The sequence below is a fragment of the Ruegeria profundi genome, assembly GCF_001507545.1.
GTDB lineage: Bacteria > Pseudomonadota > Alphaproteobacteria > Rhodobacterales > Rhodobacteraceae > Ruegeria > Ruegeria profundi.
On the sequence record NZ_LQBP01000004.1, the window covers coordinates 264,616 to 285,632 of the forward strand.

Annotated in this window: 19 protein-coding genes; 16 read left to right on the forward strand and 3 right to left on the reverse strand. The window is 58.0% G+C overall.

The features are described 5' to 3' along the window. The first annotated feature begins 50 nt into the window (after window positions 1-50). Window positions 51-743: a metal-dependent hydrolase gene (locus tag AVO44_RS09625; protein WP_068335944.1), complete on the forward strand. Its 693-nt coding sequence runs from the start codon at window positions 51-53 to the stop codon at window positions 741-743. Here AVO44_RS09625 and AVO44_RS09630 read toward each other — a convergent pair. Continuing rightward, a complete protein-coding gene (locus tag AVO44_RS09630; protein ID WP_068335946.1) occupies window positions 733-1,194 on the reverse strand; it encodes a nucleoside deaminase in 462 nt (153 codons plus the stop codon). The two genes, AVO44_RS09625 and AVO44_RS09630, sit on opposite strands and share 11 nt — an antisense overlap. Here AVO44_RS09630 and AVO44_RS09635 point away from each other — a divergent pair. The 15 genes from AVO44_RS09635 to AVO44_RS09705 all read left to right on the forward strand — a co-directional run bounded on the left by AVO44_RS09635 (window position 1,193) and on the right by AVO44_RS09705 (window position 18,141). After that, on the forward strand, window positions 1,193-2,065 hold the full coding sequence (locus tag AVO44_RS09635; protein WP_068335949.1) for a pseudouridine synthase: 873 nt from the start codon (window positions 1,193-1,195) through the stop codon (window positions 2,063-2,065). The genes AVO44_RS09630 and AVO44_RS09635 overlap by 2 nt on opposite strands. A gap of 174 nt (window positions 2,066-2,239) precedes the next feature. Beyond that, complete coding sequence (locus tag AVO44_RS09640; protein ID WP_068335952.1) at window positions 2,240-3,154, forward strand: 5-bromo-4-chloroindolyl phosphate hydrolysis family protein; 915 nt, start codon at window positions 2,240-2,242, stop codon at window positions 3,152-3,154. A gap of 33 nt (window positions 3,155-3,187) precedes the next feature. Continuing rightward, complete coding sequence (locus AVO44_RS09645; RefSeq protein WP_068335955.1) at window positions 3,188-4,378, forward strand: toxic anion resistance protein; 1,191 nt, start codon at window positions 3,188-3,190, stop codon at window positions 4,376-4,378. Then, the gene (locus AVO44_RS09650) at window positions 4,353-5,348 is read left to right on the forward strand and encodes a DUF2927 domain-containing protein (protein ID WP_205626537.1); all 996 of its coding nucleotides are present in this window, start codon (window positions 4,353-4,355) and stop codon (window positions 5,346-5,348) included. The genes AVO44_RS09645 and AVO44_RS09650 overlap by 26 nt, the downstream gene beginning before the upstream one ends. 21 nt (window positions 5,349-5,369) lie before the next feature. After that, window positions 5,370-6,518 (forward strand): SPFH domain-containing protein, encoded by a 1,149-nt coding sequence (locus AVO44_RS09655; RefSeq protein ID WP_068335958.1) that lies wholly within the window; start codon window positions 5,370-5,372, stop codon window positions 6,516-6,518. 35 nt (window positions 6,519-6,553) lie between these two features. Then, the gene (locus AVO44_RS09660) at window positions 6,554-7,639 is read left to right on the forward strand and encodes a TFIIB-type zinc finger domain-containing protein (RefSeq protein ID WP_068335962.1); all 1,086 of its coding nucleotides are present in this window, start codon (window positions 6,554-6,556) and stop codon (window positions 7,637-7,639) included. A gap of 103 nt (window positions 7,640-7,742) precedes the next feature. Next, window positions 7,743-8,411: a nitroreductase gene (locus AVO44_RS09665; protein WP_068335965.1), complete on the forward strand. Its 669-nt coding sequence runs from the start codon at window positions 7,743-7,745 to the stop codon at window positions 8,409-8,411. A 23-nt stretch (window positions 8,412-8,434) separates the two neighbouring features. Then, complete coding sequence (gene dtd, locus AVO44_RS09670; RefSeq protein WP_068335968.1) at window positions 8,435-8,872, forward strand: D-aminoacyl-tRNA deacylase; 438 nt, start codon at window positions 8,435-8,437, stop codon at window positions 8,870-8,872. Beyond that, the gene (locus tag AVO44_RS09675) at window positions 8,872-9,975 is read left to right on the forward strand and encodes a glycerate kinase type-2 family protein (RefSeq protein ID WP_068335971.1); all 1,104 of its coding nucleotides are present in this window, start codon (window positions 8,872-8,874) and stop codon (window positions 9,973-9,975) included. The genes dtd and AVO44_RS09675 overlap by 1 nt, the downstream gene beginning before the upstream one ends. 51 nt (window positions 9,976-10,026) lie before the next feature. Then, window positions 10,027-12,018, forward strand: coding sequence for a CocE/NonD family hydrolase (locus tag AVO44_RS09680; protein WP_068335974.1), 1,992 nt, complete (start codon window positions 10,027-10,029; stop codon window positions 12,016-12,018). A 125-nt stretch (window positions 12,019-12,143) separates the two neighbouring features. After that, complete coding sequence (locus tag AVO44_RS09685) at window positions 12,144-13,730, forward strand: ABC transporter substrate-binding protein (protein WP_068335976.1); 1,587 nt, start codon at window positions 12,144-12,146, stop codon at window positions 13,728-13,730. A 15-nt stretch (window positions 13,731-13,745) separates the two neighbouring features. After that, the gene (locus tag AVO44_RS09690) at window positions 13,746-14,702 is read left to right on the forward strand and encodes an ABC transporter permease (protein ID WP_068335986.1); all 957 of its coding nucleotides are present in this window, start codon (window positions 13,746-13,748) and stop codon (window positions 14,700-14,702) included. Then, window positions 14,699-15,514 carry an ABC transporter permease gene (locus AVO44_RS09695; RefSeq protein WP_068335989.1) on the forward strand — a complete coding sequence of 272 codons (816 nt, stop codon included), beginning with the start codon at window positions 14,699-14,701 and terminating at the stop codon, window positions 15,512-15,514. The genes AVO44_RS09690 and AVO44_RS09695 overlap by 4 nt, the downstream gene beginning before the upstream one ends. Next, window positions 15,511-17,148, forward strand: a complete 1,638-nt coding sequence (locus tag AVO44_RS09700; protein WP_068335992.1) for an ABC transporter ATP-binding protein — start codon at window positions 15,511-15,513, stop codon at window positions 17,146-17,148. The genes AVO44_RS09695 and AVO44_RS09700 overlap by 4 nt, the downstream gene beginning before the upstream one ends. 156 nt (window positions 17,149-17,304) lie before the next feature. Then, window positions 17,305-18,141, forward strand: a complete 837-nt coding sequence (locus tag AVO44_RS09705) for an alkaline phosphatase family protein (protein WP_068335995.1) — start codon at window positions 17,305-17,307, stop codon at window positions 18,139-18,141. A gap of 4 nt (window positions 18,142-18,145) precedes the next feature. Here the strand turns inward: AVO44_RS09705 and AVO44_RS09710 are convergent, their stop codons facing one another. Together AVO44_RS09710 and AVO44_RS09715 are read right to left on the reverse strand one after the other, a co-directional pair. Further along, entirely contained in the window at window positions 18,146-19,069 is a 924-nt protein-coding gene (locus AVO44_RS09710; RefSeq protein WP_068335997.1) for an alpha/beta hydrolase, read from the reverse strand. Window positions 19,070-19,081: 12 nt separating this feature from the next. Then, window positions 19,082-20,971 carry an acyl-CoA synthetase gene (locus AVO44_RS09715; RefSeq protein ID WP_068336000.1) on the reverse strand — a complete coding sequence of 630 codons (1,890 nt, stop codon included), beginning with the start codon at window positions 20,969-20,971 and terminating at the stop codon, window positions 19,082-19,084. Window positions 20,972-21,017: the final 46 nt, after the last annotated feature.

Here is a 21,017-nt window from a genome sequence, read left to right on the forward strand (position 1 = left end):
CATAGCTGATGCTAAGTTGATGCCAACAGTTTGTTTTGGGAGGACGATTCATGAATATAATCTGGCTGGGGCATGGCAGTTTCCGCATTGAAACCGGGGGGCAGGTTTTGCTGATCGACCCCTGGCTGACCGGAAACCCAGTGCTGCCAGAAGATCACCACGACAATGCCGTGGATGGCGCAACCCACATCCTGCTGACCCACACTCATTTCGACCATGTGGTCGACGTCCTTCCGCTGGCCAAGCATCTGAAGGTGCCGGTTGTCGGCCAATACGATCTTATGGGCTATTGGAGCGAGGCCGAGGAACTGGAAACCATCGGTTTCAACAAGGGCGGTACGGTGAACCTGAACGGTGTGATGGTGTCGATGGTGCCTGCCTCGCACAGCTCGACCTTTTCCACGCCCGACGGCCTGCGGACCGGAGGCAGCGAGGTCGGCTTCATGATCACCTCAGAAGGGCACACGCTGTATGTGTCTGGTGACACCGATATCATGGCCGATATGGATTGGATGGGTGATTATTACAAACCAGACATCGGCATCTTGTCGGCGGGCGGGCATTTCACCATGGACATGAAGGGCACGGCCTATGCAGCCAAACGGTACTTTGACTTCAAGACGGTGATCCCCTGCCACTACAAGACCTTCCCGATTTTGGAGCAGTCTGCACAGGCGTTGATTGATGGTCTGCCGGGGGTGGATGTGATTGAGCCGGAAGTGATGAAACCCATCACTCTCTAGGGTCACGCCGCTCAGCGAAGAAGGTTTTCAGAAGTTCGGCGGACTCTTGGCTGGCGATACCGTCGTAAACTTCGGGAACATGGTGCGCTTGTTTATGGGTGAATACCCGCGCGCCATGCGCCACCCCGCCTGATTTCGGATCGGCTGCGCCGTAATATATGCGCCGGATACGCGCCGCGGCCAAAGCCGCCGCGCACATCGCGCAGGGTTCCAGCGTGACATAGAGATCATGACCGGGCAGCCGTTCGGACCCGGCATCGGCGCAGGCCGCGCGCAGGGCCAGAATTTCGGCATGGGCTGTCGGATCGTTCAACTCACGCGTCCGGTTCCCGGCTGCCGCCACAATACGACCGTCTGGTGCAACAATAACGGCCCCTACCGGAACCTCGCCGCGATCTGCGGCAGCGTGCGCCTCGGCCAGCGCCTTGTCCATATGCGATTTGAACACCATGCCCCTCACTGCATCAGAAACCTGCCTTTCGCAAGCGAGCGGGATGCGCTATGGGCTGCGGATGACCAAAACCCCTCCTCCCGGCGACCGGATCGCCAAAGTCCTTGCCCGCGCGGGCATTGCCTCGCGCCGTGAAGCCGAACGCATGATCGAAGCCGGTCGTGTGAGTGTGAATGGCAAGACCATCACCAGCCCTGCCCTGAATGTCACTGGCAAAGACAAGATCACCGTGGACGGCAAACCGGTGTCCGAGCCCGAACCCTCGCGCCTTTGGCTGTATCACAAGCCGCCCGGTCTGGTGACGACAACGCGCGACGAGAAAGGCCGCGCAACTATCTTTGACAACCTGCCCGAAGACATGCCCCGCGTCATGAGCGTTGGGCGGTTGGACCTGAACTCGGAAGGGTTGTTGTTGCTGACCAATGACGGCGGCATCAAGCGAAAGCTGGAATTGCCCTCGACAGGCTGGCTGCGCAAATACCGCGTGCGGGTAAACGGACGCCCCAAGGACGAGGATTTCGCGCCTTTACGCACGGGGTTGGTGATCGACGGCGAGCGGTTTCTGCCTATGGAGGTCTCGCTCGACCGCCAGCAAGGGGCAAACGCGTGGCTGACCATCGGTCTGCGCGAGGGTAAAAACCGCGAGATTCGCCGCGCGATCGAAGATATCGGCTTTGCCGTGAACCGCTTGCTGCGCGTGTCCTATGGCCCGTTCCAACTGGGCAGCCTGAAACCCGGCGAGGTCGAAGAAATACGCCGCCGCGTGATGCGGGATCAGTTGGGGCTGGACGCGGAACCCGGTGACAAACCCAAACGCCCGCCCCGACCGCAAAGAAAACGGGCACCGGTGGGTAAGAAATCACGCAAGTGACGCCGGTTTCGCAACCTTCCCCCTAGCGCCAAGCCCGCGCATCCTCTAAATTTTCTGCAAGCTGCTGTTCAGGGGGGCGCCATGTCTGGAACCGGAGTGCAAAAACTGGCCTACGCGGCCCTTTTGGTGCTGCTGTTTGGTGTCTGCACCGGCGTGCTGGGGGGCCTGTAGCACATGGCGAAACGGTATGGCGGAAAATTCAGCCCCGAAGGCGGCGGATCAAATGATGATCAGTCGCAGCGTGGGCAGTTTCAAGGTGCGCGGGTTGAACCCGCAGGTGCCCGAGCGAACATTCTGTTTGTTCCAGCCATTCCCTTGGTCTTTCTGTCGCTGAACGACGGCGCAATCGGGATGACCATTGGTCTGATCGCAGCGGGTCTGCTAACAGCCGCGGCGTTTCTGTTGCGCGAAGGATTGCGCGCCGAAGCAGAATACAACGCGCGCCGCACCGCGCGTCGCCCGGCGTTTCCTCGCAAGATTTTCGCAAGCGTTTTAACGGGGTTTGGGGCCGCGCTTGCCGCGTACCGAACCGAGTATCTGGATGCCGAGACTACCGCGCAGGCCAGTCTGCTGGCTCCGATCCTGTTCGGATTGGTCGCAACGGCATTGCACTCCGTGTCTTTCGGCCTGGACCCGATGAAAGATAAGGGCATGGAAGGGATCGACACCTTTCAGCAGGATCGCGTTGTCCGTGTGCTTAAAGACGCTGAAACGCACCTTTCCGCGATGACGGACGCGGTCAAACGGGCGGGCGACCGGCGGGTTGAGGCGCGGGTCGAACAATTCCAGAACACCGCCCGCGATCTTTTCCGTACGGTCGAAGAAGACCCGCGCGATCTGGCCGGTGCGCGCAAATACCTAACTGTCTACCTGCAGGGCGCGCGGGACGCGACGGTGAAGTTTGCCGACGTCTATGCCCGGACCCGTGATCCCCAGGCCTTGGCTGATTACACGTCCCTTCTGGACGATCTCGAACAAAATTTCGCGGCCCGCACCCGAAAAATGCTATTGGATGACCGCAGTGATCTGACGGTTGAAATTGACGTGCTGCGCGAACGGCTGCAGCGCGAAGGTGTTCGGCTGGATTAGCCGTACCGTTTTTTTTGAGAGAGGATTTTTCCCATGTCCGATGAGATCAAGAATAAGGCTGTCGAAGCAGAAACGCTGGTGCAGGAGGTGACGGCCGTGGCCCTGCCGGAACCCAAGGCAGAGCTTATCTCGCTTGAAGAGGCTGACGAGCCCGTCAGCGCCGAAATCCGCAAGCGCATGGATGAGATCGACATGGGCAACACCAACTCGATCGTTTCTTTCGGATCGTCCGCTCAGGCGGAGTTGCAGGAAATCAGCCAGGCTATGTTGGCGGATGTCCGCAACAAGGATGTTGGCCCCGCCGGGGACAGCCTGCGCAGCATCGTGACCACTATCCGGGGATTTTCGGTCAGTGAACTGGACGTGCGCCGCGAACGTAGCTGGTGGGAGAAATTGCTAGGCAGAGCCGCCCCGTTCGCCAAGTTTACCGCTCAATACGAAGAGGTTCAGGGCCAGATCGACAGGATCACCGACAACCTGCTTAGCCATGAACACACGCTGCTGAAGGACATCAAGTCTCTGGACCTGTTGTATGAAAAAACGCTGGGGTTCTATGACGAACTTGCACTCTATATCGCAGCAGGCGAAGAAAAGCTGACCGAGCTGGACAGCCATGACATCCCGGAAAAAGAGGCCGAGGTTCAGGCCGCGCCCGAAGACGAACAGGTAATGAAAGCGCAGGAGTTACGCGATATGCGCGCCGCACGCGACGATTTGGAACGCCGCGTGCATGACCTGAAGTTGACGCGTCAGGTAACGATGCAGTCGCTGCCCTCGATCCGCCTTGTGCAGGAAAATGACAAATCTCTGGTGACCAAGATCAACTCGACCCTGGTTAATACAGTGCCGCTTTGGGAAACCCAGCTGGCGCAGGCTGTCACGATCCAGCGCAGTGCCGAGGCCGCCACGGCCGTGCGTGACGCCAATGATCTGACAAACGAACTGCTGACCTCAAACGCGGCCAATCTGCGCCAATCCAACAAGATGATCCGCGAGGAAATGGAACGCGGTGTGTTCGACATCGAAGCGGTCAAGAAAGCCAATGCCGATCTTATCGGCACCATCAATGAAAGCCTCGCCATTGCGGATGAAGGCAAGGCCAAGCGCGCCGCAGCCGAGCAGGAATTGCAGAAGATGGAGGCCGAACTGCGCGACACTCTTGCAGCTGCAAAAGCACGACAAGACGGGATCGGCGAAAATGCCGGCACGGCAATTCCAAGCTAACGGCGGGCGACGGGTGCGGGTATCGGGATATCACAAGCCATTTCTGGGCTTGGCGTTGCTGTTGGCCCTGGCCAATTGTGATGAAGCGCTGACGTCTTCGGTGGCTCCGCAACCACGCCCGGTTGCTCTTGCGCCTGAACCGATTGCCTATGTCCCTCCCTCTGCGGCCAGTCAGGATCTGGCCCGGTTTTATCAACGGGTCGAGCGTGATCTGCTGACTCGCGGCCTTTTGCGCATAGATGGTGGTGGCCCGGACGCGCCTTATGATGCCGACGATCTGGCGCGCAACTTTGAGGTTATTGCCTTCTACAGCGAATATCCCGACCATGCGGTGACCGTGTCATCCCGGCAAACAGACGGGCAACTCAGCCGCTGGACCGGTCCGGTGCGCATTCAGGCCGAGTTCGCCCCGTCCGTTGCACCCGCCGCGCGCGAACAGGATGCCGCACAGATCGAAGCCTATGCCGCGAGGTTGGCCAGGTTGACGGACCATCCGATTTCGGTCGTGAATCGCAAGGCGAATTTTCACGTGTTTTTCGCGGGCAAAGATGACAGCGCGTTCGTGGTAACGCGCCTCAAACAACTGATCCCGAATATCAGTCAGGCCTTGCTGGACCTTGTCGCCAATCCGCGCGCGAACATTGACTGTTTTGTTTTTGCCTCGGCCACCAGCACCGCACCGCACCGCTATGTACGGGCGGTGACGCTGATCCGGACCGAGTTGCCCGACCTGCTGCGACAAAGCTGCATTCACGAAGAGATCGCGCAGGGTTTGGGGCTATCGAATGACAGCCCTGCTGCGCGCCCCTCGATTTTCAATGATGATGATGAGTTTGCGCTGCTGACCAGCCATGACGAGAAACTGCTGACAATGCTCTATGACCCGCGCCTTCAGCCGGGCGTGACGGTTGAGGCCGCCCGCCCCGTGGTTCGGATCATTGCGCGAGAATTGATGGGCCAACAGCTCTGAGCCCAAGCAAAGGAGATCCAGATGGGTATTTTCGATTTTCTGAGTGGAGAATTTATCGACGTCATTCACTGGGTCGATGACACCCGTGACACCATGGTCTGGCGGTTTCAGCGGGAAGGCCATGAAATCAAATACGGCGCCAAACTGACCGTGCGCGAAGGTCAGGCCGCGGTTTTCGTGCATGAGGGGCAACTGGCGGATGTATTCACGCCGGGCCTTTACATGCTTGAAACCAACAACATGCCGATCATGACAACATTGCAGCATTGGGATCACGGCTTTCGGTCTCCGTTCAAGTCCGAGATCTATTTCGTCAACACGACCCGGTTCAATGACCTGAAATGGGGTACAAAGAACCCGATCATGTTGCGCGATCCGGAATTCGGCCCAACGCGTATTCGGGCCTTTGGCACTTACACCGTCCGGGTCAAGGATCCCGCCCGGTTCATGGTCGAGATCGTGGGCACCGATGGTGAATTCACGATGGATGAGATCAGTTTTCAGATCCGCAATATCATCGTGCAGGAATTCAGCCGCGTAATCGCCGGGTCGGGTATTCCGGTTCTGGACATGGCTGCCAACACAGCCGATCTGGGCAAGCTGATCGCGGCCCAGGTTTCACCGGTTCTTGACGGCTACGGCCTTGAAATGCCTGAGTTCTACATCGAAAATATCTCACTGCCGCCTGCGGTTGAGGCGGCGCTGGACAAGCGGACATCGATGGGGTTGGCGGGCGACTTGGGCAAGTTCACCCAGTATTCCGCCGCTGAGGCAATGACTGCGGCCGCCAACAACCCGGGCCAGAGCGGTGGCATGGGCGCCGGTCTTGGCATGGGTATGGGGATGGCGATGGCCAACCAGATGTCAAACATGGCAGCGGGTCAACCAAGCGGACCATGGGGCGGTTCCGCGCCCGCCGCCCCGCAACCGGCAGCGCATGCGGCCCCGCCGCCTCCTCCGCCAGTTGAGCATGTCTGGCACATCGCGGTGGATGGTCAGACCAGTGGCCCCTTCTCGAAGGCCAAGATGGGACGGATGGCAACCGACGGGGAAATCACGCGCGACACCCATGTCTGGACCGCTGGTCAGGACGGGTGGAAAAAGGCCGGAGATGTGCAGGAGCTGGCGCAGTTGTTCACGATCCTGCCGCCACCTCCGCCCGGAGCCTGACCTTTCAGACGTCAGCGCAAGAATAGGGCTGCCCGATGACCGAAGAGCACAGATTCCCTTGCGAGCAATGTGGCGCTGATTACCGGTTCAACCCCGGTGACGGCAGTCTGACTTGTGACCACTGCGGACATACCGAGGCAATCGGTGCCGGCCCCTGGGGTGGTGCCAGCCTGAAAGAGCTGGATTTCGATGCGGCCATTGCGGATCGGTTACCGGACAGTGAGATCGAGGAAACCCGTGTTCTGTCCTGCCCCAATTGCGCGGCGCAGGTCGAGTTCGACCCTGCCACCCACGCGGCTGAATGCCCGTTCTGTGCAACACCTGTGGTTACGGATACCGGGGTCAATCGACACATAAAACCAAAGGGCGTATTGCCGTTCGCCTTGGATGAGCGTGCGGCACACAAGGCAATGGGGGATTGGTTGGGCCGTCTTTGGTTTGCACCCAACGGGTTGAAGGACTACGCCCGCAAGGGTCGCAAAATGCAAGGTATCTACGTCCCCTATTGGACGTTTGATGCAGACACGCAGTCCAGCTATCGCGGTGAGCGTGGCACCGTTTACTACGAAACGCGCACCGTCATGCGTGATGGAAAACGCGTACAGCAACAGGTGCCCAAAGTCCGCTGGTCGCCGAAATCCGGGCGGGTAAAGCGTTTCTTTGACGATGTTCTGGTTCTGGCGTCCCAATCTTTGCCAAAAACCTATACCGATGCGCTGGAACCCTGGGATTTGCCCGCGCTGGAGCCTTATCAGCCAGAATATCTGGCCGGGTTCCGCGCCGAGGCCTACACGATTGAATTGCCGGACGGATATACCGAGGCGCGCGGATACATGGCGCGGGTGATCGAACGAGACGTTCGTTTTGACATTGGTGGAGACCGTCAGCGCATACACGCGATTGACACGGATGTGCGCAACGTGACCTTCAAGCACATCCTGTTGCCCGTCTGGATGGCCGCTTACAAGTTTCGCGGTCAGACTTATCGGTTTGTCGTAAACGGGCGCACTGGCCGCGTTCAGGGCGAACGGCCCTGGTCGGCGATCAAGATCACTATCGCGGTTGTACTGGGGCTGCTTGTTGCCGCTGGCATCGGCTATCTTGTGGCAACGGGCCAATAAGGCTGGCGCGACCCGTCGCATCTGAAACAAGCGATCTTGGCGCTTGAACTTCTCGTGACCCAGGGCCATTCTGCGCCGCGTCAACGCTGAGGGAGACGCCAGAGTGACGCTATCTGATCTGAACCGATTGCTGACCGCGCGCCACTCGTGCAGGGCGTTTCTCTCTGACCCGGTTCCGAAAGATCAGATCGAACAAATTCTGAACAGCGCGACACGCGTTCCCAGTTGGTGCAACGCGCAACCTTGGCACGTCATCGTCACCAGCGGGGAAGAGACCGATCGGTTCCGGACAGCCATGCTCGCCGAGGCGGCAGATGGCACGCAATCTCCGGACCTGCCCTTTCCGACTTCTTATAGCGGTAAGTACCGGGACCGCCGCCGCGCTTGCGGTTGGGCTTTGTACGAGGCGGTAGGCGTTGAGCGTGGTGATCGTGCAGCCTCGGCCCAGCAGATGATGGAGAACTTTTCGCCGTTTGGGGCGCCTCATTGCGCCATTCTCACCAGCCCGGCAGAGCTTGGGGGCTACGGTGCGCTCGATTGTGGCGGTTTCATCACCGTTTTCTGCCTGGCCGCGCAAGCGCTTGGAGTGGCCACGATCCCGCAGGCAGCACTGGCAACCTACAGTCCGTTTTTGCGGCGGTATTTCGATATTCCGAAAGATCGAATGATTTTGTGCGCAATATCATTTGGCTATGCGGATGCAGACCACCCGGCCAACGGTTTTCGTACTGACCGCGCTGATCTGACCGAGGTCGTCGATTGGGTTGGGTAGAATAAACCAAGCGGAGAACGCCCGTGCGCGCAGTTTTACAAAGAGTTTCCAAGGCCATTGTATCGGTTGACGGTCAGGTAGTCGGTCAGGTCGGGCCGGGTCTGATGATCCTTGTCTGTGCGATGCAGGATGATGATGAGGCCAAGGCAGAGCAGCTTGCCGCCAAGGTATCCAAGCTGCGGATCTTCAAGGATGACGCCGGAAAAATGAACCGGTCGGTGGTTGATGTCAAAGGCTCGGCTTTGGTGATCAGCCAGTTCACACTGGCCGCCGATACATCACGCGGCAACAGGCCCGGCTTTTCCGGGGCTGCGCCGCCGGATATCGGCAAACACCTGTACGAAGTTTTTGCACAGCGGCTGCAGGCCCACGGCATACCTGTCGAAACAGGGCAGTTCGGCGCGGATATGGCGGTTGAGCTGGTCAATGATGGACCGGTCACCATTTGGATAGAAAGTTAATGAACAAAAGAGAACAGGCAATTCGCATCTGGCAGGCTGGTGTTGACGCTGTTGGTGGCCACGCCGCGACAAGCAAGGTTTTGCAGGGCATCCCTGAACCGGATCAGATACTGGCAGTTGGCAAACCCGCAGCCGCCATGGCACGCGCGGCGCTGGAACAATTTGGAGCGCGCCCGACATTGGTTGTCACCAAGGACGACCATGGGCGTGACTTGCCAGACCATGTCACCGTGATCGAGGCCGCGCACCCCGTCCCAGACTCCCGCAGCCTTCAGGGCGGTCGGGCCTTGCGTGAAGCGGTCGAGGCCATGGGTCCGGACTCGCATCTGCTTTTGCTGGTGTCAGGCGGTGCTTCGTCCTTGGCCGAGGATCTGCTGCCGGGAAAAACGTTGGCCGATCTTGAGCAGTTGAATAAAAAGCTGCTGGCCGAAGGGTTGGACATCACTGCGATGAATGCAGAACGCCGCAAGTTGTCACGGATCAAGGGCGGTGGGCTGCTGTCGCATTTCAAGGGGGAGCTGGCGACCGTTCTGGCGATTTCCGATGTGCCGGGTGATGATCTGAATGTTGTGGGTTCAGGAATTGGCGCGCTACCAGATGAGTTTGGCTTTCAGGCCAGCACGCAGATTGTGGCGTCGAACGCGCATGCCCGCGCGGCTGCGGTTGAAATGGCGCAGAGCGAAGGCCTAGCGGTGCGCGCCAATGAAGAATGCCTGCATGATGACGTCCTACGCGTCGCCGAAACGCTTGGAAAACGCCTTCGCGACATGCCAAGCGGTGTCATGGTGTTTGGCGGAGAGCCTACGGTCGTCCTGCCAGAAAATCCGGGGCGAGGTGGGCGCAACCAAGCCCTTGCGCTTGCCTTGGCGCGTGAGATTTCGGGCTGTGATGGCATAACCGTGGTGGTCGGCGGCACAGATGGCACAGACGGCCCAACCCGGGCCGCGGGCGCGGTGATTGATGGCACCACTTGGGGCGACGGCGCGGAAGAGGCTTTGCAGCAGGCCGACAGCGGCACCTATCTGGACAATGCGGGTGCATTGCTGGTGACCGGGCCAACGGGAACGAATGTGATGGACCTGCTTGTCGCAATCCGTGACTGATCTGGCGATTTTGATACCACCCAGATCGAAAACCATCGGGAGAGTAAAGCAATGGCGGCACCTGTAAACAAGCTCCGTAATACCGAAGACCTTCCCGATGTCGGCATTGAAATGCCTGATGGCTGCCGCTTGTCCGCACGAGTCTGGCGTCCGACGGATGCGGTGGAAAACCCGGTGCCGGCTATTCTGGAGTTTCTACCCTACCGTAAACGCGACGGAACCACAGCTCGGGACGCGCTGACGCATCCGTGGTTCGCTGAACGCGGCTATGCCTGCATCCGTGTGGATATGCGCGGCAATGGCGACAGCGAAGGGTTGATGGAGGATGAATACACCCAGCAAGAGCTGAACGATGCTGTTGCAACCATTCAATGGCTGGCCGCACAACCTTGGTGCACCGGGCATGTCGGCATGATGGGCATAAGCTGGGGCGGTTTCAACGCCTTGCAGGTTGCGGCGATGCGACCCGAACCGCTGAAGGCAATCATAACCTTGTGCTCGACCACCGATCGTTATGCAGACGATATCCATTATAAGGGCGGTTGTCTGCTGAACGAAAACCTGGGCTGGGGCGCGACCATGTGGTCGTACTCATCCCGCCCGCCGGACCCGGACCTGCGCCCGAACTGGCGCGCGCTGTGGTTGGACCGCCTTGAACACGAGCCCTTTCTGCCATCTGTCTGGCTGCGTCATCAAAGACGGGACGCGTATTGGAGACATGGTTCTGTTTGTGAGGACTTTGGCGCGATCCAGGCGGCGACCCTGGCTGTAGGCGGCTGGGGCGATGCGTACAAGAACACCGTACCGCTGCTGGTCGAAAAGCTGGATGCTCCGGTCAAGGGCATCGTCGGCCCCTGGGTGCATAAATACCCTCATTTCGCGGTTCCGGAACCAAGGATCGGATTCTTGCAAGAGGCTCTGCGCTGGTGGGATCACTGGCTGAAAGGTCTCGACACTGGTGTTGAGAATGACCCCGACTATCGCGCCTATCTGATGGACGGTGTGCGGCCGCAGCGTTGGTACAACGAACGGGCGGGGCGCTGGATTACCGAACAGAACGGCGCCACCTCTCACCTGCCGGGCCTGACGTTGCAATTGTCGGATGTTGGTCTGGGTCAGGACGGCCCTCTGGATGTAAAAATAAGCTCGCCGCAAACCTGCGGGATAGAAAGCGGTGAGTATTGCGCCATTTGGCTAGGCCCGGACATGCCGGGAGATCAACGTACCGACGACGCACTATCGGCGTGTTTCGATGGCGCCCCCCTGACCAAGGATCTGGATATCGTCGGCGCGCCGCGTGTTCGCCTGCGCCTCAGTTCGGATCGGCCGCAAGCGCAAATTGCCGTACGACTGAACCATTTACATCCCGATGGCGCTTCGACCCGCATCACATATGGTGTACTGAACATGACCCATCGGGACAGCCATGCTGAACCTGAACCTCTGACGCCGGGCAAGGTCTATGATATCTCACTGGAGCTGGACCATATCGCCTATCGCGTACCCAAAGGTCATCGGTTACGGATTGCGATCTCCACCGCTTATTGGCCGCTCATCTGGCCTTCGCCTGAAAAGACCGAACTTCACCTGACCGGGGGGGACGTGACCGTGCCGCAGCGTCCTGCGGGCGATGACTCATATGTCTTCGCACCTCCGTCATCTGCTGCGCCGCTGGAACAGACGATCTTGCGCGCCTCGCAAAATTCAAGACGGGTTGAGGTCGATATGAACTCGGGCCAAACCCATCTAATCATTGAAGACGATTTTGGTCTGGTTCAAAACGAAGACCACGGTTTGATTCACGGCGGCACAGCGCATGAGCGTTGGGAAATACACCCCGACGATCCCCTTTCAGCGCGCGGCATTTGCAGCTGGACGCAAGAGATCCGCCGAAACGACATCCATCTGCGCACCGAGACGTCCTGCGAAATGTGGGCCGACAAGACAACCTTTTACCTAAAAGCAATGATGAAAGCCTATGACGGCGAAAACCTGGTCTCAACAAAGGAACAGGAGGACTCGATACCGCGTGATCTGATATGATTTTCGGGCCAATCCGGGCCAGAGATTTCTCCTTGCCCGCCCGACCGAAATACGCCTACTTTGACTCATGCGTCAAAAAAAAGCCCATCAAGGGCTCATAATCCATTCAACCGGGAGATCTTTGAATGAACGAACAAATCACTCACATGGCCGAACAGGTTACAGCCGGTAAGCTGACCCGCCGCGAATTCATGGGTAAAGCGACGGCTCTGGGTGTCTCGGCGGCGATGGCCAGCACGATGTTCGCAAACGCCGCGCGCGCGGCTGGCCCAAAGAAGGGCGGCGACCTAAAGTTTGGCCTGCAAGGCGGTGAGTCCACCAACTCACTGGATCCGGCAACCTATGCCAGCTCGGTTCCGTTTCAGAACGGCAAGCAGTTCGGTGACCAACTGGTCGAGGTTGCGCCCGATGGCTCGATCGAACCCCGCCTTGCAGAAAGCGTGGAAGGCAGCGCCGATGCCAAGGTCTGGACGTTCAAGCTGCGTCAGGGTGTTGAGTTCCACAACGGCAAAACCATGACCAGCGAAGACGTGCTGAAGACTATGGAGCGTCACTCGAACGAAGACTCCAAGTCTGGTGCTCTGGGCATCATGCAGGGCATCGAGTCGATGAAGGCCGACGGCGACAACTTCCAGGTTACGCTGACTGAGCCAAACGCCGACCTGCCCTATCTGATGGCAGACTATCACCTGATCATTCAGCCAAACGGCGGCATGGATGACCCGGGGGCCGGTATCGGTACAGGACCATATAAGGTCGAAGTGGACGAGCCCGGCGTGCGTCACCTGTATACAAAGTTCGAAAACCACTGGAACCCGGATTTCGGGAATTTCGACAGTGTCGAGGTTGTCGTGATCAACGACGCAACGGCCCGGACGGCAGCGTTGCAGTCAGGGCAAGTACACGCAATCAACCGTGTGGAGCCAAAAGTCGCTGATCTGCTGGGTCGTGCGCCCAACTTGACGGTGCACTCGACGGCGGGTCGCGGTCACTATGTGTTCATCATGCACTGCGACACGGCGCCGTTTGATCAAAACGAGTTGCGTATGGCGCTGAAATTCGCAATCAACCGTCAAGATTTGGTTGATAAGATTTTGCGTGGGTACGGAACTGTGGGCAACGACATGCCTGTAAACGCGGCCTATCCGCTGTTTGACGGATCTATCCCGCAACGCGAGTTCAACCTTGAGAAGGCAGCCGAGCACTACAAGAAGTCCGGCCATGACGGATCGCCGATCATCCTTCGTGTTGCCGATGGTGCCTTCCCGGGTGCCGTGGATGCCGCAGCCCTGTTCCAGCAAACCGCTGCTCAGGCGGGTATCCCGTTGGAGATCAAGCGCGAGCCTAACGATGGCTACTGGTCCGAGGTCTGGAATGTTCAACCCTTCTGTGCATCTTACTGGGGCGGTCGTCCGGTGCAGGATCAGATGTACTCGACCGCGTATCTGTCGACGGCTGACTGGAATGACACCCGCTTCAAGGTTCCGGAATTCGACGAGATGCTGTTTGCAGCACGCGCCGAGTTGGACAACGACAAGCGCAAGGACATCTACAGCAAAATGGGCATGATGGTGCGTGATCAAGGCGGCCTGATTTGCCCGATGTTCAACGACTTCATCGAAGGGGTCAGCAATCAGTTGCAAGGCTGGGAAAGTGACCCGACCCAAGAGATGATGAATGGCAACATGTCCCGCAAAATGTGGTTTGCCTGATACGGAAGACGGATTATGCATCCCATCATCAAACTGGTTTCCCAGCGCCTTGCGCTGGGTTTCCTGTTACTCTTTGGTGCATCGGCTCTGATTTTCGGCCTCACCGAAGCCCTTCCCGGGGACGCCGCGCAAGCGGTCCTTGGTCAAGCCGCAACCCCCGAAGCCCTTGCAAACCTTCGCGAAGAAATGGGGCTGAACCGTCCTGCCCTGACCCGCTATTTTGAATGGCTGGGCGGTATTGTTCAGGGCGATCTGGGGACATCCCTGACCAATAAACTGGATATCGCCGAGTCGGTTGGCAACCGATTGGGCAATACACTGTTTCTGGCGTTCTGGGCTGCTATCGTATCGGTTCCGTTGGCGATCTTTCTGGGCTTGCTGGCCGTGCGCTACCGCAACCGCTGGCCTGATAAACTGATTTCGGCTGTAACGCTTACAACCATTTCGATCCCCGAGTTTCTGATCGGCTATGTGTTGGTCTATTTCGTTGCGGTCAAACTGGGCATGTTCTCACCGCTGGCGATGATCAACGATAGCATGACACTGGGGCAAAAGCTGAACTCGATTGCCTTGCCGGTCATTGTTCTGACGCTTGTTGTGCTGGCGCACATGATGCGCATGACCCGGGCTGCAATCCTGAACGTGATGCAGTCGGCCTATGTGGAAACGGCTGAACTCAAGGGTCTGAGCAATTTTCAAGTCATCTATCGCCACGCCTTCCCCAATGCAGTCGCGCCTATCGTCAACGTGGTGATGTTGAACCTGGCCTATCTGGTCGTCGGCGTTGTCGTGGTTGAGGTGGTGTTCGTCTATCCCGGTATGGGGCAGTATCTTGTGGACCACGTGACCAAGCGGGACGTTCCTGTGGTACTGGCCTGCGGCGTTATCTTTGCCGCGATCTATATCGGGCTGAACATGGTTGCAGACATCGTTGCCATTCTGGCCAACCCAAGGCTGAGGCATCCGAAATGAAGAACATCCCAATCTCGGCTTTAATCGGGCTGGCCTTCACGGCGCTGTACTTCTTTATCGCGATCTTTGCCCCTCTGCTGGCGCCATATGGCATGGCTGAAGTTGTTGGGGATGTGTGGGAACCCTCTAGCGCGCAATTCTGGCTAGGGACGGACAATATCGGACGCGATCTTCTCAGCCGAATGATCTACGGCGGGCGCACGACGATCTTTATTGCCACTGCAGCCACGATCCTTAGCTTTGTAACCGGCTCGATCCTTGGCTTTCTGGCCGCTGTCCTGGGCGGCTGGGCGGATCAGGTTATGTCACGTGCAGTGGACCTGATCATGTCGATCCCTACGCTGATCTTTGCGCTGGTGGTTCTGGCGATGGTGCCTGTAACCGTACCGGTCCTGATCGTCGTCATGGGTTTGCTGGATTCAACGCGCGTCTATCGTCTTGCCCGAGCGGTCGCGGTCGATATCGCCGTCATGGACTATGTCGAAGCCGCAAGGCTACGCGGCGAAGGCCAAAGCTGGATCATCTTCCGTGAAATACTGCCGAACGCCCTGTCGCCGCTGGTTGCGGAACTGGGCCTGCGGTTCATCTTCATGGTTCTGTTTGTCTCGACCCTGTCCTTCCTGGGCCTTGGTGTCCAGCCGCCGCTGGCAGATTGGGGCGGCATCGTGAAAGAGAACAAGGACGGCATCGTTTATGGTATCGGTGCTGCGTTGTACCCCGCAGTCGCGATTGCCACACTGGCGATCTCAGTCAACCTTGTGGCCGATTGGGTTTTGAACCGGACAACATCACTGAAAGGAGGCCGGGGATGAGTGATACACTTCTCAAGGTCCGCGACCTCAAGATCGGCGCGACTGTTTATCCGCCGGGTGAAAAGCCCCATGACATCGAAATCGTGCACGGGGTCAGCTTTGACCTAGAACGCGGCAAGGTGCTGGGGCTGATCGGTGAATCCGGGGCCGGGAAATCCACCATTGGTCTGGCTTCAATGGCCTATGGTCGCGGCGGTGTTGAGATCACCGGCGGCGAGGTCTGGGTTAACGGACGCGACATTCTGAAAACATCTACGGGCGACATCCGCAAGCTGCGCGGGGGTGAGGTGACCTATGTGTCGCAATCCGCCGCGGCCTCCTTCAACCCCGCCAAAAAGATCATGGATCAGGTGGTCGAGGCTGCGGTTGAACAGAAAAAGTTCAGCCGAAAAGAGGCTGAAGCCCGCGCACGTGAGCTGTTTGCAAAGCTGGGTCTGCCCGATCCGGACAATATCGGCGATCGATACCCGCATCAGGTTTCCGGTGGTCAGTTGCAACGCTGTATGACCGCTTTGGCGCTGTGCCCTGAACCTGATCTGGTGGTCTTTGATGAACCCACCACGGCGTTGGACGTGACGACCCAGATCGACGTTCTGATGGCGATCAAAGAGGCCATTGCCGACACCGGCGTTGCCGCGCTCTATATTACTCATGATCTGGCTGTCGTGGCGCAGGTGAGCGATGACATCATGGTTCTTCGCATGGGCAATACGGTCGAATACGGCCACACCGACCAGATCATCAACAACCCGCAAGAGGAGTATACCCAGGCGCTGGTTTCCGTTCGTTCAATCGAACATGAGGAAAAGAAACCGACGCCGGAACCCGTACTCAGCGTCGAAGGTATCACCGCCCGCTACAAAGGGTTGAACTTCGATGTACTGCACAACGTCAATGTCGATCTTCATCCGGGGCAGACACTGGCCGTAGTGGGTGAATCCGGTTCTGGCAAATCGACACTGGCAAGGGTGATCACCGGCCTGCTGCCACCGCGCGATGGCGAGATCACCTTTGCCGGGCGCAAACTCTCAGCTGATTTGAAAGGCCGGACCCGCGAAGACCTGCGTGAGTTGCAGATGATCTACCAGATGGCGGACGTGGCGATGAATCCGCGTCAGACCGTGGGTACGATCATCGGCCGCCCGTTGGAGTTTTACTTCAACATGCGCGGCGCGGAAAAGCGCAAGCGGATCATCGAACTACTGGATGAGATCGAACTGGGTGAGACGTTTATTGATCGCTACCCCGCCGAACTGTCGGGCGGTCAAAAACAGCGAGTGTGCATCGCGCGGTCACTTGCGGCTAAGCCCAAGATGATCATCTGTGATGAGGTGACCTCGGCCCTTGATCCGCTGGTCGCGGACGGCATCCTGAAACTACTGCTGGACCTGCAAAAGATCGAGGATGTCGCATACCTTTTCATCACCCACGATCTGGCGACGGTTCGCGCGATCAGCGACAGTATCGCGGTGATGTATCAAGGACGCGTGGTGCGGTACGGGTCCAAGTCCGAGGTGCTCAGCCCGCCATTCGACGACTATACCGACCTGCTTCTCAGCTCGGTTCCCGAGATGCATCTGGGCTGGCTGGAAGAAGTTGTCGCCCATCGCAAGATGGAAAGCGCAGGGAACTGACGCACTTTTTTGCGACATTGCGACCAGGCATGAAATTCCCGACGTTACACCTTTGGATCGGCGTCGGGAATTTGCCGTTTTGGACGCAAATGGATGACCGCAATACATGCGGTTGCGTAAGATTACCCGCAAGGCAACTGACCAAAGGGCCGAAGCATGGACCGTAAAGTTCTTTTGATCATTCTGGACGGCGTGCCATGGCGCAACTTCCGCCGCTTGTTCGGCAATCTCGAAGGCTGGGTGGACAGCGGCGACGCGCGCGTGTGGAAACACTGCTCGGTGCTGCCGTCAATTTCGGCCAGTTGCTATGCCTCGATCCATACGGGCGTTCCCCCGCAGGAACATGGCTGCACCGGGAACGGCAACGTCTTTCGACTAAGCCACAAGGACGTGTTCAGCCAGGTGCGTGAGGCCGGAGGTGTGACCGGGGCCGTCACCCACAGCTTTTGGTCGCAATTCTTCAACCGTCACCCCTTCGACTACGTCCGCGACATTGAATATGACGAGCCCGAAAGCAAGACGATAAACCACGGCCGGTTTCACACGATGACGGGTTATGGCAAGGCCAATCAGATGACGCCATCGGATGTTGATCTTTTTGGCACTTTGACCAACCTCTGCATGCGTTTCGGATTGGACTACGGCGTACTCCACACGTGCACGCTGGACAGCATGGGCCACCGGTTCTTCCACGATTGCGAAGAAATGGACCACGCCTGTTTCGTCGTCGACGAGATGCTGGCCCCCTTTATCCCCCGTTGGCGCCAAATGGGCTATGAGGTTATTGTGACCGCCGACCACGGTCAGGATGAGCGCGGCCATCATGGCGGGCGCAGCGCTTTGCAACAGGAAACCGCGCTGTACTATTTCGGCGACGCTGACGGCCCCGAGGCAGGTGTAACGATCGACCAGTTGCAGCTTGCACCCACGATCCTGCGCCGCATGGGCGCGCCGATTGCCGATACGATGAAGGCCACGCCTTTCCTGAGCTGAGGGATCAGTCGTAAGGCCAGACCTGCTGGCCCAGTGCCTCGATCGCGACCGAGATGCGTTCAAAACTGTCTGCGGCGCGTTTCACTGAACTTCGTGCGCGCAGGTACCCGTGCACAAGGCCGGGTTCGTTGACCCAATAGGCCCTTCCGCCTGCATTGGTGATCTTTTCACAATAGGTCGCGCCATCATCGCGCAGCGGATCGCAATCAGCGGTAAACACGACAGTTGGCGGCAAACCCGAAAAATCACGATCCTGCAACGGAGCGAATGTAGGGTCATTTTTCGGGACGTCGCCGGCGCAACGCACCTTTTCATAGAAATGAATCTCTTCCAGCGTCAAAAGCGGCGCGTGCGCATGTTCCAGATATGAACCAGCGGTCGCATCCCCGCCCAGCCCCGGATAGATCAGAACCTGACCCAGCAGGGAATCAATCCGCCCTCGCGCATAATGCGCAACGGTAGCAGCCAGGTTGCCGCCAGCACTATCCCCGGCAAAAATCAAAGGCTCGTTGAATTCCTGTTCCGCCCAATTCGTTGCCGTCCAACTGTCTTGAAACTGCGCTGGATGAACGTGTTCAGGGCACAGGCGGTAGTCAACGGCAACAACCCGATATCCGGTCTGAATGCAAATCTCGGCGCAAACGTCGTCGTGGCTTTCAAGCCCACCAACCACGAAACCGCCACCGTGAAAATAGACGACGGTTCGTGTTGGATCTCCGGCTGTGTAGACCCGCACCGGGACACCATCAGCGGATTTGTCCAACACATCCACTCCGTCGGGTCGGGGCTGGCGAAAATCCTGACACATGGTGTTGTACAACCGCCGCTGATCTTCAATGGACAGATCAACCGCATCGTCAGGATAGCTTTCAGCCGTGCGCCTTATGAACGCCCATGTTTCCTCATCAATCAGACGTTCATAATCCATTATCCCTCCCGGTCAGGCGACCCAATCCCATGGCCGGGTATACGATCCCAGCACTTTGCTGACATCGTCCTCTGCCGAGCCGTTCGCGTCAAGCTGCGCGACCAGGCCGCGTTTTTTATCGTCGATCACGCTTACGACACGCGCGGTCAGCCCAGCCTCTTCCAACGCGCCATTGTATACGCGGGTTATGGCCTGTTTACGCAGCTCAGGCTTGAACACCTTTCCAACTGCAGTCTTTGGAAGTTCATCCAGAATGGTCATATGCTTGGGTTGCGCCGCGCGTTCGTGGACTTGCACCTTGCAATACTCTATCAACTCTTTTTCGGTGACGCTGGCTCCGTCGACCAATTCGACAAAGGCGCAAGGCACTTCCCCGGAATGCGCATCAGGCTGGCCGATAGCCCCTGCAAAGGCAACCGCGTCATGGCCCAGCAGGGCCTCTTCAATTTCGGCCGGGTCGATGTTGTGGCCGCCACGAATAATCAGATCTTTCGCGCGCCCAGTGATCCAAAGATAGCCGTCTTCGTCAAACCGCCCTAAATCGCCTGTTCGCAGATACTTGTCGAAATGGTAGAGGTCTTGGTTCTTGTCCGCCTCGGTATAGGTGTTGCCGACATACACACCCGGATTCGACACACAGATTTCACCAATCTCGTCCAGGCCACACTCCTTAGGCCCATCCGGTCCGTCTTGCAGGATTTTCACATCCGTGTAGGGGAAGGGAAATCCGATTGAACCGATCTTCTTTTCTCCGTCAACCGGGTTGCACGAGACCAGACAGGTCGCTTCGGTCAGGCCATAGCCTTCGACGATGGTCACACCGGTCGCTTCTTCGAAACGGCGAAACAGTTCGACAGGCAGCGGGGCCGAACCCGAGAAAGCAGTTTTGACGCTTGAGATGTCAGCGTCCACCGGGCGTTGCATCTTGGCGGAAATCGCTGTTGGAACCGTGATGATGAAGCTGACCTTCCAACGCTCGATCAGTTTCCAGAAATTATCGAAGACGCCATCGCCGCGATACCCGGCTGGGGTCGGGAAGACTACATGCGCACCAGACGAGACTGCAGCCATCATGATCACGTGGACTGCAAAGACGTGGAACATGGGCAACGGGCACATGATGACGTCTTTTTCCGAGAACAACAGCGTGTGGCCAAGCCAGCCATTATAGATCAGGCCGGAATACGTATGCTGCGCCACCTTGGGCATGCCCGTCGTGCCACCTGTGTGGAAATAACAGGCGACCCGATCCTCTTTGCTGTCTTCAAACGTCAGTGTCGTGGGTTGCTTGGCCAGCTCTTTGTTAAAGTTTTTGTAGTCCGCATGGGCCAGTTTTACCTTATCTCCCATTTTAGGGCGCAACAGCGGCACAAGCCATGATTTCGGCGGTGTAAGATAGCGATTGAGGTCGATTTCGAGAATGGTTTTGACCTTGGGCGCGTGGCGCACTGCCTCTTCGACCTTTTGCGCAACATCGGCCTTCGGGAAGGACTTGAGCGTCACCACCACCTTGGCCCCGGTTTCACGCAGGATCGCGGCGATCTGCTCGGGTTCCAACAACGGGTTGATCGGGTTCACGATACCGGCAACGGCACCGCCCATCAATGCAACCAGCGTCTCGTTGCAATTGGGCAGGACGTAGGCAACAACATCTTTTTCACCAATACCAAGTGAGCGGAACAGGTTCGCCGCCTGGTTGACCTTGCCCAACAGCGCGGACCATGTCAGCGTTTCCGCCTTGTCCGTCGGACCAGATAACAGCTGGAAGCTGATCGCATTGCTGTTTGGAAAATTTCCAGCTGTTCGCGACAGCATCTGGTGAAGGGTGACCGGAACATCTCGGTCCTCCCATGGCATTTCCTGCTCCATTCTCACCTTGTCTTCCAAACCCACAAAAGCCATCTGGTTCCTCCCTTATCTCTCCCATGTCCGGCACAGGTTCTGTCTC

What these genes read in the sequence shown, in the direction of transcription:
- AVO44_RS09640 (WP_068335952.1), top strand. Translation starts at nt 2,240, where the DNA reads ATGGCGAAACGGTATGGCGGAAAATTCAGCCCCGAAGGCGGCGGATCA.
- AVO44_RS09645 (WP_068335955.1), top strand. Translation starts at nt 3,188, where the DNA reads ATGTCCGATGAGATCAAGAATAAGGCTGTCGAAGCAGAAACGCTGGTG.
- AVO44_RS09700 (WP_068335992.1), top strand. Translation starts at nt 15,511, where the DNA reads ATGAGTGATACACTTCTCAAGGTCCGCGACCTCAAGATCGGCGCGACT.
- AVO44_RS09625 (WP_068335944.1), top strand. Translation starts at nt 51, where the DNA reads ATGAATATAATCTGGCTGGGGCATGGCAGTTTCCGCATTGAAACCGGG.
- AVO44_RS09675 (WP_068335971.1), top strand. Translation starts at nt 8,872, where the DNA reads ATGAACAAAAGAGAACAGGCAATTCGCATCTGGCAGGCTGGTGTTGAC.
- AVO44_RS09685 (WP_068335976.1), top strand. Translation starts at nt 12,144, where the DNA reads ATGAACGAACAAATCACTCACATGGCCGAACAGGTTACAGCCGGTAAG.
- AVO44_RS09660 (WP_068335962.1), top strand. Translation starts at nt 6,554, where the DNA reads ATGACCGAAGAGCACAGATTCCCTTGCGAGCAATGTGGCGCTGATTAC.
- AVO44_RS09655 (WP_068335958.1), top strand. Translation starts at nt 5,370, where the DNA reads ATGGGTATTTTCGATTTTCTGAGTGGAGAATTTATCGACGTCATTCAC.
- AVO44_RS09650 (WP_205626537.1), top strand. Translation starts at nt 4,353, where the DNA reads ATGCCGGCACGGCAATTCCAAGCTAACGGCGGGCGACGGGTGCGGGTA.
- AVO44_RS09695 (WP_068335989.1), top strand. Translation starts at nt 14,699, where the DNA reads ATGAAGAACATCCCAATCTCGGCTTTAATCGGGCTGGCCTTCACGGCG.
- AVO44_RS09680 (WP_068335974.1), top strand. Translation starts at nt 10,027, where the DNA reads ATGGCGGCACCTGTAAACAAGCTCCGTAATACCGAAGACCTTCCCGAT.
- AVO44_RS09635 (WP_068335949.1), top strand. Translation starts at nt 1,193, where the DNA reads ATGCCCCTCACTGCATCAGAAACCTGCCTTTCGCAAGCGAGCGGGATG.
- AVO44_RS09715 (WP_068336000.1), bottom strand. Translation starts at nt 20,971, where the DNA reads ATGGCTTTTGTGGGTTTGGAAGACAAGGTGAGAATGGAGCAGGAAATG.
- AVO44_RS09710 (WP_068335997.1), bottom strand. Translation starts at nt 19,069, where the DNA reads ATGGATTATGAACGTCTGATTGATGAGGAAACATGGGCGTTCATAAGG.
- AVO44_RS09690 (WP_068335986.1), top strand. Translation starts at nt 13,746, where the DNA reads ATGCATCCCATCATCAAACTGGTTTCCCAGCGCCTTGCGCTGGGTTTC.
- AVO44_RS09705 (WP_068335995.1), top strand. Translation starts at nt 17,305, where the DNA reads ATGGACCGTAAAGTTCTTTTGATCATTCTGGACGGCGTGCCATGGCGC.
- AVO44_RS09630 (WP_068335946.1), bottom strand. Translation starts at nt 1,194, where the DNA reads ATGGTGTTCAAATCGCATATGGACAAGGCGCTGGCCGAGGCGCACGCT.